18 protein-coding genes are annotated in these 17,045 nt (G+C 64.8%); 10 read left to right on the top strand and 8 right to left on the bottom strand.

Features of this window, described 5'->3' with window-relative positions; genetic code table 11:
* The first annotated feature begins 92 nt into the window (after positions 1 to 92).
* Positions 93 to 728, top strand: coding sequence for a DUF1345 domain-containing protein (locus P0Y59_20860; protein WEJ99352.1), 636 nt, complete (start codon positions 93 to 95; stop codon positions 726 to 728).
* Positions 729 to 742: 14 nt separating this feature from the next.
* On the opposite strand, the gene P0Y59_20855 is transcribed toward P0Y59_20860, so the two are convergent.
* Together P0Y59_20855 and P0Y59_20850 are read right to left on the bottom strand one after the other, a co-directional pair.
* A complete protein-coding gene (locus tag P0Y59_20855; protein WEJ99351.1) occupies positions 743 to 1,201 on the bottom strand; it encodes a hypothetical protein in 459 nt (152 codons plus the stop codon).
* Positions 1,202 to 1,305: 104 nt separating this feature from the next.
* Entirely contained in the window at positions 1,306 to 2,202 is an 897-nt protein-coding gene (locus tag P0Y59_20850; GenBank protein ID WEJ99350.1) for an AraC family transcriptional regulator, read from the bottom strand.
* A gap of 164 nt (positions 2,203 to 2,366) precedes the next feature.
* On the opposite strand from P0Y59_20850, the gene P0Y59_20845 reads away from it, so the two are divergent.
* Positions 2,367 to 3,329, top strand: coding sequence for an SDR family NAD(P)-dependent oxidoreductase (locus tag P0Y59_20845; GenBank protein WEJ99349.1), 963 nt, complete (start codon positions 2,367 to 2,369; stop codon positions 3,327 to 3,329).
* Between the two features lie 38 nt (positions 3,330 to 3,367).
* The gene (locus P0Y59_20840) at positions 3,368 to 4,411 is read left to right on the top strand and encodes an NAD(P)-dependent alcohol dehydrogenase (GenBank protein ID WEJ99348.1); all 1,044 of its coding nucleotides are present in this window, start codon (positions 3,368 to 3,370) and stop codon (positions 4,409 to 4,411) included.
* A 29-nt stretch (positions 4,412 to 4,440) separates the two neighbouring features.
* Here P0Y59_20840 and P0Y59_20835 read toward each other — a convergent pair whose 3' ends face one another.
* The 3 genes from P0Y59_20835 to P0Y59_20825 all read right to left on the bottom strand — a co-directional run bounded on the left by P0Y59_20835 (position 4,441) and on the right by P0Y59_20825 (position 7,719).
* Positions 4,441 to 5,073, bottom strand: coding sequence for a 2OG-Fe(II) oxygenase (locus P0Y59_20835; protein WEK02639.1), 633 nt, complete (start codon positions 5,071 to 5,073; stop codon positions 4,441 to 4,443).
* Between the two features lie 56 nt (positions 5,074 to 5,129).
* Positions 5,130 to 5,618 (bottom strand): methylated-DNA--[protein]-cysteine S-methyltransferase, encoded by a 489-nt coding sequence (locus P0Y59_20830; GenBank protein ID WEJ99347.1) that lies wholly within the window; start codon positions 5,616 to 5,618, stop codon positions 5,130 to 5,132.
* Positions 5,619 to 5,754: 136 nt separating this feature from the next.
* The gene (locus tag P0Y59_20825; protein WEK02638.1) at positions 5,755 to 7,719 is read right to left on the bottom strand and encodes a serine hydrolase; all 1,965 of its coding nucleotides are present in this window, start codon (positions 7,717 to 7,719) and stop codon (positions 5,755 to 5,757) included.
* 206 nt (positions 7,720 to 7,925) lie between these two features.
* Between P0Y59_20825 and P0Y59_20820 the strand changes: the two genes are divergently transcribed.
* The 3 genes from P0Y59_20820 (at position 7,926) to P0Y59_20810 (ending at position 10,215) form a co-directional block, all read left to right on the top strand.
* Positions 7,926 to 8,570: an XRE family transcriptional regulator gene (locus P0Y59_20820; protein ID WEJ99346.1), complete on the top strand. Its 645-nt coding sequence runs from the start codon at positions 7,926 to 7,928 to the stop codon at positions 8,568 to 8,570.
* 70 nt (positions 8,571 to 8,640) lie between these two features.
* Complete coding sequence (locus P0Y59_20815) at positions 8,641 to 9,657, top strand: dipeptide epimerase (protein ID WEJ99345.1); 1,017 nt, start codon at positions 8,641 to 8,643, stop codon at positions 9,655 to 9,657.
* 147 nt (positions 9,658 to 9,804) lie between these two features.
* Entirely contained in the window at positions 9,805 to 10,215 is a 411-nt protein-coding gene (locus tag P0Y59_20810; GenBank protein ID WEJ99344.1) for a hypothetical protein, read from the top strand.
* A gap of 110 nt (positions 10,216 to 10,325) precedes the next feature.
* Here the strand turns inward: P0Y59_20810 and P0Y59_20805 are convergent, their stop codons facing one another.
* A complete protein-coding gene (locus tag P0Y59_20805; GenBank protein ID WEJ99343.1) occupies positions 10,326 to 10,577 on the bottom strand; it encodes a hypothetical protein in 252 nt (83 codons plus the stop codon).
* Between the two features lie 214 nt (positions 10,578 to 10,791).
* On the opposite strand from P0Y59_20805, the gene P0Y59_20800 reads away from it, so the two are divergent.
* Positions 10,792 to 11,043, top strand: coding sequence for a LysR substrate-binding domain-containing protein (locus tag P0Y59_20800; protein WEJ99342.1), 252 nt, complete (start codon positions 10,792 to 10,794; stop codon positions 11,041 to 11,043).
* Between the two features lie 78 nt (positions 11,044 to 11,121).
* Here P0Y59_20800 and P0Y59_20795 read toward each other — a convergent pair whose 3' ends face one another.
* Positions 11,122 to 12,855 (bottom strand): S9 family peptidase, encoded by a 1,734-nt coding sequence (locus P0Y59_20795; GenBank protein ID WEJ99341.1) that lies wholly within the window; start codon positions 12,853 to 12,855, stop codon positions 11,122 to 11,124.
* A gap of 626 nt (positions 12,856 to 13,481) precedes the next feature.
* Between P0Y59_20795 and P0Y59_20790 the strand changes: the two genes are divergently transcribed.
* The 3 genes from P0Y59_20790 to P0Y59_20780 all read left to right on the top strand — a co-directional run bounded on the left by P0Y59_20790 (position 13,482) and on the right by P0Y59_20780 (position 16,762).
* Positions 13,482 to 15,389 carry a PDZ domain-containing protein gene (locus P0Y59_20790; GenBank protein WEJ99340.1) on the top strand — a complete coding sequence of 636 codons (1,908 nt, stop codon included), beginning with the start codon at positions 13,482 to 13,484 and terminating at the stop codon, positions 15,387 to 15,389.
* A 97-nt stretch (positions 15,390 to 15,486) separates the two neighbouring features.
* Positions 15,487 to 16,038, top strand: coding sequence for an inorganic diphosphatase (ppa, locus tag P0Y59_20785; GenBank protein WEJ99339.1), 552 nt, complete (start codon positions 15,487 to 15,489; stop codon positions 16,036 to 16,038).
* Between the two features lie 7 nt (positions 16,039 to 16,045).
* On the top strand, positions 16,046 to 16,762 hold the full coding sequence (locus P0Y59_20780) for a hypothetical protein (GenBank protein WEJ99338.1): 717 nt from the start codon (positions 16,046 to 16,048) through the stop codon (positions 16,760 to 16,762).
* Here the strand turns inward: P0Y59_20780 and P0Y59_20775 are convergent.
* The gene (locus tag P0Y59_20775; GenBank protein WEJ99337.1) at positions 16,686 to 17,045 is read right to left on the bottom strand and encodes a TfoX/Sxy family protein; all 360 of its coding nucleotides are present in this window, start codon (positions 17,043 to 17,045) and stop codon (positions 16,686 to 16,688) included. The genes P0Y59_20780 and P0Y59_20775 overlap by 77 nt on opposite strands.

Here is a 17,045-nt window from a genome sequence, read left to right as displayed (position 1 = left end):
GGCGCGCTATCTATGCGAGGGCGGCGTCAAGCGCTAGCCTCTGGATAACAGGCGCCCAACCATGGCGTGCCTCTGTCTTCGGGGACGATGTCATGCAACTCGGCAGGAAGATCGCCCCGGCGCGATTCGTCGTCTTCATCCTGGTGTTCGCGGCCGGGCTCGCGGTCCTGATCCCGATGCTCGGCAAGGGGCGCGGCACGATGGCCGCATTCGACATCGCCAGCGCCCTGTTCCTGCTGCTGGTCGCCCCCCTGCTCCGCGACACGACCGACGACATGCGGCAGCACGCCAAGGACAATGACGCCAACCGCGCCCTGCTGCTGGCGCTCACCGCGCTTGTCTCGCTGGTGGTGCTGGTGTCGGTCGCGAGCGAACTGCTGAGCGGCAAGGGAAACCCGGTCTCCACCGCCTTGCTGATCGTGACGCTCGCGCTGGCCTGGCTGTTCTCGAACACCGTCTATGCCCTGCATTATGCCCATATGTTCTATTCGCGCGCCGGCGGGGGCGGTGACACCGGCGGCATCGACATCTCGAAATGTCCGGAGCCGGATTACTGGGACTTCGTCTATTTCAGCTTCACGCTGGGAATGACCTTCCAGACATCCGACACTGCCATCAGTTCCGCGCGGATCAGGCGCGTCGCGATCGGCCATTGCCTCGCCGCCTTCGTGTTCAACATCGGCGTGCTGGCCTTTTCGATCAACGTACTCGGCGGCGGCGCCGGCTGATCGCCAACGCGATCTCAGCGCTCGCGCCGCACCGTCACCGAGCGCCGGCCCTTGATGTCGAAGAAATGCGCGCCGAGCATGCTGCGACGATAGGTCACTACATCGCCGACGGCAGGCCGCGCGCCACCGCTGGTGGTGGTGCTCCACACGCTGCCATCGGCGAGCCGGAACTCGTACAACCCGAAGCTCGTCGGAGAAATGCCGGCGATGGTGCTGCGGAATCCCGATTTGGGTGCCGCGGGCTCGGGCGCCCTCGCCTCGCGCACGGCGGCATGACCGGGCTCCGGCCGGACCGGTTCGGCCGTCGGGGCAGGCGTTGCTGCAGGGGGTCCCTGCTGCTGGTCGTAGCAGGCGAGCCGCCGGGCCGGATCAGCGATCGAACGGCAATCCTGCGCCTGTGCCGGCAGTGCCAAAGCCCCGATGCCAAGAACCAGGGCGGCCGAAAGCGCCGCCGTCCGATATACGCTAATCATCACCCGGACCGCTCCTATAGGATATATAATCCTGAAACCCTAGCGCGGCGACGGGCGGGACGCCATAGCCGCGTTGGGTTTGCGAGCCCGGTCTGCCGTCCGATTCAGGCGGCGTCGGCAATTTCCAGAGCGCCCTGGCCACGCAATCGCTCCGCGTCGCGTGCCGGCGGGCAACCGAACATCCGCGCATATTCCCGGCTGAACTGCGATGCGCTTTCATAACCGACCGAATAGGCCGCGCGCGAGGCGTCGGCACTGGCGATCAGCAGGCGGCGCGCCTGCTGGAGGCGCAGGGATTTCTGATATTGCAACGGGCTCATCGCCGTTGCCTGCTTGAAGTGCCGGTGGAAGGACGCGGGACTCATCCCGGCGATCTCAGCCAGTGCCTCAACCCGGAGCGGCTTGTCGAAATGGGTCCGGATCCAGCCGATCGCGGCGCGCACCTGCGACAAGCGGCTGTCGGCCATCGCCGCCTGGCGCAGCAGGCCACCCTGCGGCCCCTGCAGGATACGATAGAGGATCTCCCGCTCGAGCATCGGCGCCAGCACCGGGACATCGCCGGGAGACTCGAACAGGGCAAGCAGCCTCGCCCAGGAATCGAGCAGCTGCGACGTCACCGAGCCGACCGCGAAGCCGGCGGTCGGCTCCTCCGCCCGGAGCGGCAGGTCCGATAGCAGGGACGTCACCGCGTCCTGGTTCAACGCCATGCTGACCACGATATAAGGCTTGTCCGCGCTTGCCTCGACGATGCAGCCAGACACCGGCAGGTCGATCGAGGCGATGAGCTGGTCAGCCGCGCCATAGTGCAACAGGCGGTCGCCGATCATCACCTGCTTCGCCCCCTGCAGGACGATGCAGATCATCGGCTCGTACATGCCGGGCAGGGCCCCGGTCGGCGCCCCGCTGACGTGCACCGCCAGGCGCGGGATTACACCGCCACGCCGGCCATCGTCGTGATGCCGCAAGGCAAGGGCGCACAATCGATCGAGCTGGTCCTGCATGCCTGCAACATGGCGCGCAGGGCGCACGAAACAAGCGCAATACGGTCGGCACGCCAATCGGCTGATAGGATCGGGCAAGAACTCGACACGATCAGGCGCGCGGATCGGGGCCGCGCCGACCAGATAGGCGCCGCAACCTGCCCACCCTTTGCTAGGAAATCCCCATGAGCGGCACTTTCGGCGACACCACGACCACCGACGAAATACTCGACGGCGTATCCCTGCGCGGCAAGCGCATCCTGGTGACCGGCGCCTCGGCCGGCCTCGGCGTCGAGACGGCGCGCGCCCTTGCCGCTCACGGGGCGCATGTGGTCGGCGCCGCGCGCGACCTCGCCAAGGCGGAACATGCGACCCAGGTGGTGCGCGACCAGGCAGCCAATGGCGGCAGCCTTGAACTGGTCCAGCTCGACCTGGCCGATCTCGCCAGCGTGCGCGCCTGCGCCGACGCGCTGCTTGCCGATGGCCGCCGCTTCGACGTGGTGATCGCCAATGCCGGTGTCATGGCGACTCCGAAAGGCACCACCGCCAACGGGTTCGAGACCCAGTTCGGTACGAACCATCTCGGCCATTTCGTGCTGGTCAACCGAATCGCCTCGCTGATCAATGCGGGCGGGCGGCTGGTGAACCTGTCATCGGCGGGCCATCGCTTCGCCGATGTCGATCTCGACGACCCGAATTTCGAGCATACGCGCTATGCCGAATTCGTCGCCTATGGCCGTTCCAAGACCGCCAATATCCTGTTCGCGGTCGAGTTCGACCGGCGCCACAAGGAGCGGGGTATCCGCGCCACCGCGGTCCATCCCGGCGGCATCCACACTGAACTCGCCCGCCATATGACTCAGGAGGCAATGGACGCGCTGGTCACATCGATCAACGAAGCCCAAGCCGCGGCGGGGGGCGCCCCTTTTCGCTTCAAGACCATCCCGCAAGGCGCGGCGACCTCGGTCTGGGCCGCGATCGTCGCCGACCCGGAAGAGACGGGCGGCAGATATTGCGAGGATTGCCACGTCGCCGGCATCGTCGAGGGCGAAGGCCTTCGCGGCGGCGTGCGCCCCTATGCGCTGGACCCGGACCACGCCCGGGCGCTCTGGGCGAAGAGTGAGGAGATGGTGGGCGAACGTTTCTGACCGCCGCCCGCCACCAACACTGACAACGGGAGTATCACATGAAGACCATCGGCTATGCGGCACAGGACGCCGAATCTCCCCTCGCGCCGTTCGCCTTCGAACGACGCGAGCTACGCGACAACGACGTAGCGATCGACATCCTCTATTGCGGCGTCTGCCATTCCGACCTGCACATGACCCGCAACGACTGGGGTGGGGCGATCTATCCCTCGATCCCAGGCCATGAGATCATCGGGCGGGTCTCGGCCGTCGGGGGCGGCGTCACGCATCACAAGATCGGCGACCAGGTCGCTGTCGGCACGATCGTCGACAGCTGCCAGCACTGCGACCAGTGCCTGAAGCACGAGGAGCAGATGTGCCGCGAGGGCGTGACGCTCACTTATAACGGGCGGGACCGGATCACCGGCGACCTTACTTATGGCGGCTATTCGAAGCATATCGTCGTGCGCGAGGAGTTCGTCCTGGCGTTGCCCAAGGGCCTCGATCCGGCCCATGCGGCGCCCCTGCTCTGCGCCGGCATCACCACCTGGTCACCACTGCGCACCTGGAATGTCGTGCCCGGCAGCCGGGTCGGCGTCATCGGGCTTGGCGGGCTCGGCCATATGGCGGTGAAGCTTGCGGTCGGGCTTGGCGCGGAAGTGACGGTCATCACCCGGTCGGATGCGAAGGCGGCCGATGCGCTGGCGCTTGGTGCGGGGCGCGTGCTGGTTTCCGGAGACGACGCCGCGATGCAGGCGGCGGCCTCGTCCTTCGACCTGATCATCGATACGATTCCGGTGGGCCATGACCTGTCGCCCTATCTCGGGCTGCTCGATGTGGATTCGACGCTGGTGATCGTCGGCGCGCTGGCGATGATGGACAGCTATTCGAGCCTGCCGCTGATCATGGGTCGCCGCCGCATCTCCGGGTCGCCAGTCGGCGGCACGGTCGAGACCCAGGAGATGCTCGCCTTCTGCGCGGAAAAGGACATCCTGCCCGATTGCGAGATCGTCCCGATCCAGCAGATCAACCATGCGTTCGAGCGGATGGAACGGGGCGACGTGCGCTACCGGTTCGTGATCGACATGGCCTCGCTTGCATGACGGCCCCGCGCTGAGCGCCTGACCGGCGTTCAGCGCGCGTCGTGGAAGATGATGCCAAGCGTGTGGCGGTGGCCCATGCGGACCTTGCTGACCCCATGCCGCAACGCCACCCGGTAATCGCCGCGCGTGCCGCGCTGTGGCCGCTGGTTGACCGCGAACACCACGGCATCACCCCTCGCGAGCGGCACCACCTCCGCGCGCGACTGCATGCGCGGGCGTTGCTCGGTCAGCACGAATTCGCCGCCGGTAAAGTCCTCCCCGGGCGCCGACAGCAGGATGGCGACCTGTAACGGAAAGACATGCTCGCCATACAGATCCTGGTGGAGGCAATTATAATCGCCCGCGCCGTAGCGGAGCAGCAGCGGCGTCGGCCGCGACTGCCCCGCCGCATGGCACCGGTCGAGAAAGGCGGCGTGATCGCCGGGGAAGCGCGCATCGATCCCCATCCGCTCGTTCCAGCGATCGGCGATCGGGGCAAGGCGCGGATAGAGCGCCCCGCGCAGCCCCGCGACCAGCGGCGGCAGGGGGTAAGCGAAATAGCGATATTCGCCCTGCCCGAAGCCGTGCCGCGCCATCACCACGTGGCTGCGGAAGGCCGGCCCCGGCCCATAGAGCGCGGTGGTCGCATCGCATTCGGCGGCAGAGAGCAGGCCGGGCAGCATCGCCCAGCCCTGCCCGTTCAGCGCGGCCTGCACGCCGCTCCAGTCGATCGCCTCGATCACGCCGCCTGCCCGCTTTCGAGGCCGAGCAGCCGTTCCTTCGCCGCCAGCCCGCCGGCAAAGCCGGTCAGCGCGCCGTTCGATCCGATCACCCGGTGGCACGGCGCGATGATCGAGATCGGGTTCTTCCCGTTCGCCGCGCCGACCGCCCGCACGGCGCTCGGCCTGCCGACCTGGCGGGCGATCTCAGCATAGCTGCGCGTCTCGCCGAACGGGATGGTCAGCAGCGCCTGCCACACGCTCTTCTGGAAATCGGTGCCAGCGAAATCGAGCGGGACGGTGAACGCGGTCAGCGTACCGGCGAAATAGGCGTCGAGCTGCCGCCCGGTCTCGACCAGCACGGGATGGTCCGCGTCCTCGACCATCACGCCAAGCCGGACTCGGCCCGGACGATCATTCTCCCACAGGATCGCAGCCAGCCCCTTGTCGCTCGCGACCAGCTTCAGGTCGCCGACCGGCGACGGGATCGTCTTGTAAGAATAGGTCATGTCGTTGCTCCGTTCTTGCGGATCATGACATGGGCCCGGGCGCCGATCGACACACCCCGGAGATTGCCTTCAAAGTTTATTCGGCCCGGCGGGGAGCGAACGATATCCTCCCCGCCGGTGCCGGTTGCGCCCTGCCCTAGAAATTCAGGTCGGGCGTCATCGTCCGCAGGCTGAACGCCAGCCAGACCAGATAGACGGCTGAGATCGCGACCAGCACGGTCCATCCCGTCGCCAGTCGCTTGCGGTCCGAACTGCGTGCCATCGTCCAGGCATTCCAGAGGGTCAGCGCGGTGCCCGCGACGGCGACCAGCGTCAGCAGCTGCAGCAGCCGCATCCAGATATCGAGCCGCCCGTCGAGCGCCGCGAGGTTGCTGCCCAGCACCGCCAGCATCGCCATCCAGCCGCCCGCGACGATTAGCGCTATCCATGCCGTGATCCGCGTCGCCCGGTGCAGCATCAGCGGCCTCCCTGCGATCGACGGGCGATAGCCATAACGACGGCGCACCAGCGCGACGATCGGCCAGGACAGGGCGGTCACCAGCATCACCGCCAGCGCCGCGAGCAGTGTCGGCACGATCCACCCGGCATTCAGCGACGTGGAAGCCGGCAGGAACAGGATGATCGCGGCGATTCCCTTGGGCGCCAGGGCAACGACCTTGCCGTCCCTCACCAGCGCGCCGAGCCGATCGTCGCCGCCGACCTCCTGCCATTGCCACGGCGCCACCTCGCGCCAGCGCTTCGGCGCGCCGGCGGCATCGGTCAGGGCTGACACCGTGATCGTCTTGTCGTCGTTGAGCACGACCGTCGCCTCGCCAAGCAGGGTGGCGATACGCAGCCAGTTGGTCAGCGAACCACGGCTGCTGACATAGTGGCCGACCAGCAGGCGCCCATGCTCCGCCGCCGTGGCAAGCGTCGGCAGTTCAGGCGCGGGCTGCGGGAAATAACGGTCGGAGAAGCCCTCGAACAGCTTGCCGCGCAGGGTGTGTGCCGCCCCCGCCTTGCCCGAGCTGTTGAACGACACGAACAGCCCGACATTCTTGTCGAGATACAGATGCAGATCGGAATGGAACCAGTTGGTGTCGCCGCCATGCCCGACGATGTTCAGCCCGTTGCGGTCCTCATGATAGAAACCGAGCGCCATGCCCGGCAGGCCGGGGATCGGCGTGTTGGCGGTCGCATGCATCAGCGCGGCGGTCTGCGGGTTGAGCAAGGGCCCGCCCTGGGCGAGGTGCGCGATCATGAACTGGGCCATGTCGGCACCGGTCGAGGACAGCGCCCCGGCCGGGGACATCGGGATGATCTCGAATTTCTGCGGCTCGCCCGAAGCGACGGCATAGCCTTGCGACATGGCCGCGGCGAGCGCGGGCGGCAGCGGCTGGGCGAAGCTCGAATGGCGCATGCCGATCGGCGCCAGGATATGGCGCTGGACATAGTCGTCGAACTTCTCGCCCGAGACCCGCTCGACCAGATAGCCGGCGAGCGACGCGCCATAGTTGGAATAGGAAGCCGTGCTGCCCGGCGCATAGATCCGGTGCGGCACCCAGCGCTTCAGCACCGCGTCGAGGGGCCGGTTGTCCTCGGGCTTGGTCGTGATGAGGTACTTCGCCGTCTCCTCGAAGCCCGAGGTGTGAGTCATCAGGTTCCGCAGCGTGATCGGCTTGCCGTAGGCAGGCGGAATGGTGAAATCGAGATAGGCGTTCACATCCTTGTCGAGATCGAGCTTGCCCGCCTGGACCTGCTGCATCACGGCCGTCCAGGTGAACAGCTTCGAGACCGAGCCGGGCCGGAACAATGTCGCCGCCGGATCGACCCGCTTGCCGGTCTTCACATCGGCCTTGCCGAAGCCGCGCTGGGTCAGGACCTTGCCGTCCTTGACCACGACGACCACCGCCCCCGCGATTCCGCCCGATTCGATGCTATAGGGCATCAGCCCGTCGAGCCAGCTGTCGACGTCAGTCGCGGTCAGTTGCGCACCCGCCGACGGGGCTTGCGCCGTGACCCCGGCGGGGACGAGCGATGCCGCAGGCGCACGCGGCGACTGTCCCGACGCAGGCAGGGCCAGTGCCGCAAGGCACAAGGCGATGGTCTTCACGATTCGCATGCTCACGCTTCCTCCCCTTTACCGGTATCGAATGCCCGGCCTGGCGCCGGTGTTGGGCGCCCTCGATCGAAGCGCCTGTTGCCCATGCTTCCCTCGAAACACGCGCGCATCATGACGTATGTTTCACTTATGGCAACCATTTTCTCATCAGGCTAACGGCGTTCCCTGCCCGGCTGGTTTGCGCTAGCAATGCCCGGAGAGGGAATATGGCCAAGGCAAGTACCAAGAGTCAGCATCCGGGCCTCGCATTGCGGGCCGCGCGAACCGAGCAGGGGCTGACGCTCCGGGCATTGTCCGCCCGGATCGACATGCCCTTTTCCACGCTGTCGAAGCTGGAGAACGGCAAGATGGCGATGACCTATGACAAGCTGGTGCGGCTGGCGCAGGGCCTGGGCGTCGACATCGGCAGCCTCGTCGCGGGCACCACGCCGGCCGAGCAGCCCCCCGCCGCCGTGGGCCGCCGCAGCGTGCAGCGCGCCGGAAAATGGCCCGGCGCCAGCTCCGAACGCCACACCCATCACTATCCGGCCGCCGATCTGCTGGGGAAGATGATGGTGCCGATCATCATCGAAGTAAAGGCGCGCAGCGTCGACGAGCTGGGCGGGCTGGTCCGCCATTCCGGCGAGGAATATCTCTATATCCTTTCGGGCGCGATGGAGCTTCACTCCGATCTCTACGCGCCGCTGCCGCTTGCTCAGGGCGATTCGGTCTATTTCGACAGCGGCATGGCGCACGCCTATGTCTGGGTCGGCGGGGAACCGTGCCAGGTACTCTCGGTCTGCGCCGGCGCTGGCATGCAACGCATGGCACAATCGGCCGGAAAAAGCTGGGACCTGGTCTCCACCGACTAATCCGGTTCGTCGCTCGAGAACCATGTTTCTGATATTGAAACATGAACGCATCCATGTGATGGAACGCGGCATGGAAGCCCCGATCACGCTCGCCCGCCCGCTCTCGCTCACCCATCGCCGCGACGCGATGCTGATGCGGGAGCCATTCCGCATTTCCGGCTATCTGTTCGAAGCGATGCCCGCGGTTACCGCGACTCTCTCGGACGGCGAGTATGCAGGCCGGGGCGAGGCGGCCGGCGTCTATTATCTGGACGACGATCCCGCCCATATGGAAAGCGAGATCGAACGGTGCCGCGAGGCGATCGAGGCGGGGATCGACCGGCAGGGCCTCCGCGACCTGCTCCCCGCCGGCGGCGCCCGCAACGCGCTCGACTGCGCCTTGTGGGAACTCGAATCGCTGCGCAGCGGCGAGCCGGTGTGGAAGCTCGCCGGAGTCGGCCCGCCCAGGCCGCGCGTCACCACCTTCACCCTGCCCGCCGACGACCCCGCCGTGATCCAGCAGCGGCTGGCGGGCCTGCCGACCGCCCTGGCGATCAAGCTCAAGCTGGAGGGCGATCTCGCCGCCGATACCGAGCGGGTTCGCGTGGTGCGCGCCGCGCGGCCGCACGTCTGGATGGGGGTCGATGCCAATCAGGGCTATGACGGCGACGATCTCGACGGACTCGTCGCGATGCTGGGCGACCAGAATGTCGCGCTGCTCGAACAGCCGGTCAGGCGCGGCGCCGAGGCACTGCTCGACGGCTGGCGCTCGCCGATCCCGCTCGCCGCCGACGAGAGCGTCCAGGACCTGGCCGAGATCGACGCCCAGCGTAGCCGTTTCCAGGTGATCAACATCAAGCTCGACAAATGCGGCGGCCTGACCGAGGCGCTGCTGATGGCCGATCACGCCCGGCGGCTCGGCCTGAAGGTGATGGTCGGCAACATGGCCGGCACGACTCTCGCGGCCGCGCCCGCCTTCGTCCTCGCCCAGCTTTGCGACGTGGTCGATCTCGACGGCCCCTGGTTCCTCGCCGACGATCCCCTCGCCGCGAGCCTCTACAAGGACGGCGAGGTCATGGTGCCAGCCAGCCTGTGGGGTGCCGGCTGAGGCGGGAGAGCAGAGTACCTATTTTGCAGATCCCTCGCTGCGCCAACGGCTGCTTTCGCGCCCAAAGCAATGTCCCGCCCGGCCAAGCCCGCGGCTTGACATGCTCTAAAATGCTACGTATTCTTTTGTAGCATTTACGGAGCAATCATGTATCATTATTTACCCTTGCGGGACTTTCTCGCAGCCAGAGGCGATCGAGCGGTCAGCCTATCCTTCAAGGAGATCGAGGACCTTATCGGCCGGCCTCTGCCATCGTCAGCATCGGGCGCGGTCAGCCGCCAATGGTGGTCCAATGCACCTTCCCATTCTCAAGCCCGTGCGTGGTTGTCCCTAGGGCGCAAAGCCAAGCTTAACCTTGCCGCGCAGATGATCACCTTCTCTCGGCCTGTGCCTCCTACGACTTTGCCCGAAGCCATCGTTATCGACACGGCCGATCTTCATCCTGTGGCGCTTCGGCTGCTCGAAACCATCGTATCGGAGAGCAAGCTCCCCGTAGAGACTGCCGCTGCCGCGCTGCTCAACAGTGCGGCCAATGACAGGCAAGCAAAGCCCGAATAATAGTCCGGCGTTGACTCACCGCGAGTGTCTTCTTTTCCCAATAGCCGACATTATCGGCGCGATGCTTGCACCAGGGAAGCATGCTACGGCCGGCCGAGTCCATCTGCGTTTCATGGAAGGCGCCGAGGCGAACCTATGTTCGCCAGCCACCAGAGAGTCGCGGCAAGCGACCCCATTCCCAGTGGAATGACCCAAAAATGGAATGGACTTATGAACTGGATAAAAAACATCACTATTACCAAGGCTACAAATTCATCGATTCCTTCACTGTCGCCACGCCAGGTCAGCAAGACAAAAAATAACGGAAATACCGTAAATGCAATGGCGAATGTCGAAAATAGAGTGAGCACGAATCGTTTCAATCCGACCTCCTGGCATCGAGCGGCCGCCATATGCCGATCTGTTGTGCAGACTAAATGGAGGCGGTGACCTCTTTCCATCACCTCAAGCCGTTCGTGGGAGGGGCGGTCGCGTCCCGGGAAGCTGCATCACCATGCGATGGGGCCGCGATCCTTCACCACCCGCGCGCTGCGCCCGTTCATCTTTCTCCGCGAAGAAGACCCAATCACGACAAAGATGCCCGCACCCTTTTCGATGACCGGAACTGAAAGCTTCCTCGACGGCGTCAGCCATGGTCTCGGCATGGCGCAGATACCCCCGTTCCGCATCGGACGCGATCTGGCCGAGGGGCGGCTTGAACGAATCCTTGCCGAATATCCCCTTCCGCCCTGCCCCGTCTCGATCCTCTACCCGCGCAATCGCCAGCTTTCGCCGCGCGTGCGCGTGTTCATCGACTGGATCGGCCAGCACGCGATGACGGACTCATGAAGCTGGCTTGGCCGCAAGCAACCCGGTCACCGAGATTGCGATGCCGATGACGGCAAATGTGCTGAGAACATTGTGCCATCAGCTGCCAAGATGCGAATCATACCAGGCGAGCATCTGTTCCAGGGAGTCCTGCTGGTGCGGCCTTTCCGAGAAAAAATGCCCCTCGCGCGGATAGCGAATCATTCTGGTTTCCCGGCCCATGAAGCGCAATCCATTGAAAAGCGTCTCACCCTGCCCGATCGGCACCCGCGCATCCTCCTCCCCATCCACGACCAGGGTCGGCGTGTGGCAATCATCGAGGAAGCGCGCCGGGGAATGAGCGTCATATAGCGACCGGTTCGAAGCGAGCGGTCCGAAATAGCGGGTCAGGAAGCTCGGTGCGATGTCGGTGCTGGTGGCCATGCTGAACAGATCGCCCATCGCTGCGCCTGCTACGGCCGCCTTGAACCGATTGGTATGCGTGACGGTCCAGGCCGTCAGGAAGCCCCCATAGCTCCAGCCGCCAATGCCCAGCCGGTCAGGGTCAGCGATTTTCCTGGCCACCAGAAGATCGACCCCATCCATGATATCCTGGAACTCGGCACTGCCCCAGTCGCGGTCGTTCGCCGCGCTGAAATCGGGGCCCTGACCGCTTGACCCCCGCGGGTCGGGCAGCAGCACGACATAGCCGTGAGACGCAAGAACAAGGCCCCAATCATACCAGGAACCGTGAAACCCGAGGGTCCATGCACCCACCGGGCCGCCATGGAGATGCACGACTGTCTTGTACCGGCGCTTGCTGTCGTAGTTGGGAGGAAACAGCACCACGCCGTGAATGACGCGACCGTCCTTCGAGCTTTTCCAGCAGAGAGCCTGCTGGCTGCCCAGGTCCCAGGCAGCGACCTGAGGATTGGCGTTTGTCAGCGAACGCGCCGTGGTGCCCGAGAAAACATAGACTTCACCGGGATGCTGCGGCGTTTCCTCGACAAAGGCTATCTTACGGCCATCGCTGCTGACCGTGATCTTCTCGGCGGCGCCCGCCAGTGGCTCAAGGTCGGATACGACGCCGGATGCCGCATCGACCCTGGCAAGCGAATATGTCGCGCCCCGCAGCACCAGGGCTGTCAGGCTCTTTCCGTCTCCGTTCCAGACCATATCCGCAATGCCGAGCAACGCACCGCCACCCACCACGACCCGTTTTCCGGAAGCCAGGTCGGCGAGAACGGGGATTCCGGTATCCGTCGTCGGCGCCAACTGAATATAGCCAAGCGCGCGGCCGTCCGGCGACCAGCGGATCATGCGCTCGCTGGCAAAACCGGGAAGGGTCTGGTCGACCTGCCCCATGCCGGTCTTGAACGTCATCACCGAAAGACGGTTTTCGACATCATCGGTACGCGGCGTTTCCGAAACGGTAGCCGCGATGCGCGCCCCGTCCGGCGACCAGTCATAGTCGACGATATTGGTATTGCCTCTCGTCAGCAGTCGAGCCTCATGGGTCGACATATCGTAAAGCCACAGGCGACTATATTTCGGGCTCTCCCCGACAACGATCCCGTCCTGGCGCGTCTCCCGCCGGCGCGCCTCGGCCCGGGTCTCCTGATCTTTCCGGGTGAAGGCCAGAAACCTGCCGTCTCTCGACCATTTGAAGTTCCTGACGTTGCCGCGGATATTGGTCAGGGGAAGAGGCTCGCCGCCCTCCGCCGCAACCAGCCATATCTGCTGCCCCGGCAACGCATCCGACTCCACCGAGTCTATCGGCGCATCGCCCTTCGCGTGAAAGTCGATCCGGTCGTCGGCATTGGCTATGGTGAAGCGAAACGTCCCGTCCGCCACATGAGGATTGGGGCGGCTCGAGAGAAAAGCGATTGATCGACCATCGGGCGACCATCGCGGTGACGTCGCGGATTCGTCAGCCCCCGCCAATCGCCTGGCGGGACTTTTCCGATCTGTCCCAACCACCCACAACGACGAACTGTCTCCAGCGTCCACCACATAGGCAATCGAGGCGCCATCCGGGGAGATTTGCGCGCCACCAACTCCCTTCATATTCACGATATCTGCCGGATCGACCGTCTTCCGGCTCGGGGCAGCATTTGATTCAGAAGCGAGCAACGCAAAAGCCGTAAAAACCAGTATCACGTATTTCATGACGCGCCCCCACTTCGCCCGCGATTTGATCGCTACGCTCGCTTGTCTTCGGTCATCCGAATATTTATCGATACGCTACTATTGCACTTCAACCAGTCCGATCACCTCGACGGCCTCGCTCCGACAAAAAGGCCGAGTATAGCAACGGCGGGAAGTTAATCCTCCGGCGCTGAAATAGCGACCGGGGGATTTTCCGTGATCGTCAACCGTTCAGGCATGCCCAACGGAATGCCGTTCCCCGGCGCTGGACTCGGCGCGCCTTACCCCATTAAGCCACCCCATCTTCTCTTTTTGCCGAAAGGCCCTCCTTGATGATCCGTCGCGTCCTTTTCGTATCCCTGCTCGCCTCCGTCGCAATGCCTGCCCTTGCGGAGAATTCGAAACCGCAGCCCGTGCCCTTCGTGAACACCATCCCCGAGGCGCGCGACATTCCCTATCCGGGCACGATCACGCTCGAGATCGATGCGACCGATACCAGGCGCGGCATCTTCACGACGAAGGAGACCATTCCGGTCGCCAAAACCGGGCCGATGGTGCTGCTCTTCCCGAAATGGCTGCCCGGCGCGCACTCGCCGCGCGGCGAACTGGACAAGGTCGTCGGCCTGCATATCCACGCGAACGGCAAGGAGCTTCACTGGACGCGCGATCCGGTCGACGTCTTCGCCTATCATATCGACGTGCCGTCGGGCGCGAAGACGCTCACCGTCGACCTGCAATTCGCCTCCGCCACCGCGAGCGACCAAGGCTCGATCGTCGTCTCGCCCGAGATGCTGCGCCTGCAGTTCAACTCGATGAGCCTCTATCCGGCAGGCTATTTCACCCGCCAGATCCCGGTGAAGGCCACCGTCAAATATCCCGATGGCTGGCACGCCTCGTCGGGCCTGCCGTCAAAGGCAGTCGGATCGACCTACAGCTATGAACCGACCAACTACGAAGTGCTGGTCGATTCGCCGGTGCTTGCCGGCCGGTATTACAAGGGCTGGGCGCTCAGCCCGCGGGTGAACCTCAACGTCTATGCCGACAATGCGGCGGAGCTCGCCGCGACGCCGGAGCAGATCGACGCGCACAAGCGCCTGGTCGATCAGGCGGTGAAGCTGTTCGGCACCCAGCATTACGACAATTATGAATTCCTGCTGTCGCTGTCGGACCAGATGAGCGGTATCGGGCTCGAGCATCACCGCAGCTCCGAGGACGGGGTGAAGCTCGGCTATTTCCTGAAATGGAAGGACGGCCCCGGCTCGCGCAACCTGCTGCCGCACGAATATACTCATAGCTGGGACGGCAAGTACCGCCGCGGCGCCGACCTGTGGACGCCCGATTACCGCACGCCGATGCGCGGCTCGCTGCTGTGGGTCTATGAAGGCCAGACTCAATTCTGGGGCTATGTGCTTCAGGCGCGGTCGGGACTGGTGTCGAAGCAGGACACGCTCGATCAATATGCCTCGATCATGGCGAGCCTCGACAACCGCCCGGCGCGCGAATGGCGCAACCTGGTCGACACCACCAACGATCCGGTCATCTCGCAGCGCCGGCCCAAGGGCTGGCTGAGCAACCAGCGTTCCGAGGATTATTACAACGAGGGCCTGCTGGTCTGGATGGAAGTCGATTCGATCCTGCGCAAGCTGTCCGGCGGGACGAAGTCGATCGACGATTTCGCCGGCACCTTCTTCCGCGGCAAGGACGGCGACTTTGGCCAGGTCACCTACACGTTCGACGATGTCGCGGCGACGCTGAACAGCATCCAGCCCTATGACTGGGCCGGTTTCCTCAAGGAGCGCACGACCGAGACGGGCGAACCCGCTCCGCTTCAGGGTTTCGTCAGCAACGGCTACAAGCTGATCTACACCGACGAGCCGACGCCGTCGTTCAAGCATGCCGAGATGACCGCGAAGCGTGTCGATCTCAGCTATTCGCTCGGCCTCGCGCTCAACAACGAAGGCGCGGTCACCGGCGTGATCTGGGACAGCCCGGCGTTCAAGGCAGGGCTGACGGTCGGCGACACGATCGTCGCGATCAACGGCGCCACCTGGTCGGCCCAGACGATAAAAGACGCCGTAACGGCGGCGAAGACGGGCAAGGAGCCGATCGTGCTGCTGGTGAAGTCAAGCGACCGCATCACGTCAGCGAGCATCGACTATCATGGCGGCCTGCGCTATCCGCGCCTCGAAAAGATCGGCAACGGCGAGGGTGGCCTCGATAAGCTGCTGACGGCCAGATAAAGGAGAGGGGCACCCCCACACCGCTCGATCCGGGCTTGCCGGGGCTTTCACGCCTCCGGCCGGTCCGGATGAACGACCATGAGAGCCCAGGACAGACATGAACATCGATTTGATCTCGATCGGCGACGATCCCCCCAACAGCCTCAACGTCATCATCGAGGTGCCGGTCGGCGGCGAGCCGGTGAAATATGAATTCGACAAGAAATCCGGCGCACTGTTCGTCGATCGGATTCTCCACACGCCGATGCGTTATCCGGCAAATTACGGTTTCGTGCCGCACACCCTGTCGCCCGATGGCGATCCGCTCGACGCGCTCGTCATCGCGCGCTCGCCCTTCGTGCCGGGCTGCGTCGTACGTGCGCGCCCGATCGCGGTGCTGAAGCTCGAGGACGAGGCCGGCGGCGACGAGAAGCTGGTCTGCGTGCCCGTCGACACCACCTTCCCTTATTATTCGGACGTGGGCGAACGCGGCGATCTGCCCTCGATCGTGCTCGCGCAGATCGAACATTTCTTCAAACACTACAAGGACCTGGAGTCCGAGAAGTGGGTGCGTATCGGCCAATGGGGCGATGCCGAGGAAGCCAGGCGCATCGTGATCGAGGCGATCGCAGCAGCGAAGGCCGCTAAAGAGGCCAAGAACGCGGCATGATCCACGGATGACACCCCGAACGGCCTGGAGGGGATGCGCGGCGGCGGGAATCGTTGCCTTCATCTGCTCCGCGTCGTTCGGGCTCATCCCGGGCATGGCCGCGTGCGGGCCGACGGGCGGCCTCGACCCGATCGTCGCCTTCGAATTCACCCGCACCCCGGCCGATGTCGCCACCCTGTTCGGCGACGAGCCCTGCACCTCGTCCCTGGTCGCCGCGCAGAAGACCGGCCTGCTGCTCGACACGCTCGGCTTCATCCCGAGTTATACCGCCTTCCTTATCCTCGCCGCGATCGCCACAGGCACATCTCGCCCAAGAGGCCGAACGACAATGATCGCGACCTTTCTCGTCGCGGCCGTCAGCGACCAGATCGAAAACGGGCTGCTCTACGCGATCGTGCGCGACCTGCCCGGCACATCAGCGCTGCTCGGCCCCTTATGGTGGGCAGTGCACGTGAAGTTCGCCCTGCTGGCGCTAGGCACGTTGGGGCTGGGTATCCTCCTCGCCGGCCGTCCGCGGTCAGGCTCGGCGTTCGGTGCGATCATCGGCCTTGGCGGACTGGTTGCGCTGTACGGCCTGGCCACCATGCCCGGCGACGGGATGGCGACCGGGTTCCTCATCGCCTGGGTCGCCCTGCTGATCGCGGCGCTTATCGCTTCTTTCGCGCCTTCGCTTTTCGCGGTGCGCGCTGCCCCGCCGCCAGACCGAGCGACGCCCAGCGCCTGAGCTCGTCCGCATCGTCATAGACCTCGTCTGGCGCGCGGCGGTAGTTCATCGATTCGACCCGGCCCTCGCTCATCTCGTAAGAGAAACGCGAACACCCGGCGGCATCCCATTCAGCGTCGCTGACCGAATCGGATTTGAACCACGCCCCCTCGTCCGAGACGATCGCGAAGATGGTGCCGTCACAATACAGCGTCGCCCCGCCCATCATCTTGCGCATCGTGACGGTACCGACCGGCTCCATCGCCTCGGCGATCCAGTCAACCAGCCCCTGGTCGAACGCCAT

Origin of the sequence: Candidatus Sphingomonas phytovorans (assembly GCA_029202385.1) — a bacterium.
In the GTDB taxonomy this organism is placed as follows: Bacteria; Pseudomonadota; Alphaproteobacteria; order Sphingomonadales; family Sphingomonadaceae; genus Sphingomonas; species Sphingomonas phytovorans.
Note: the sequence above shows the minus strand (reverse complement) of the source record. Positions and strands in the feature narration are given on the sequence as shown.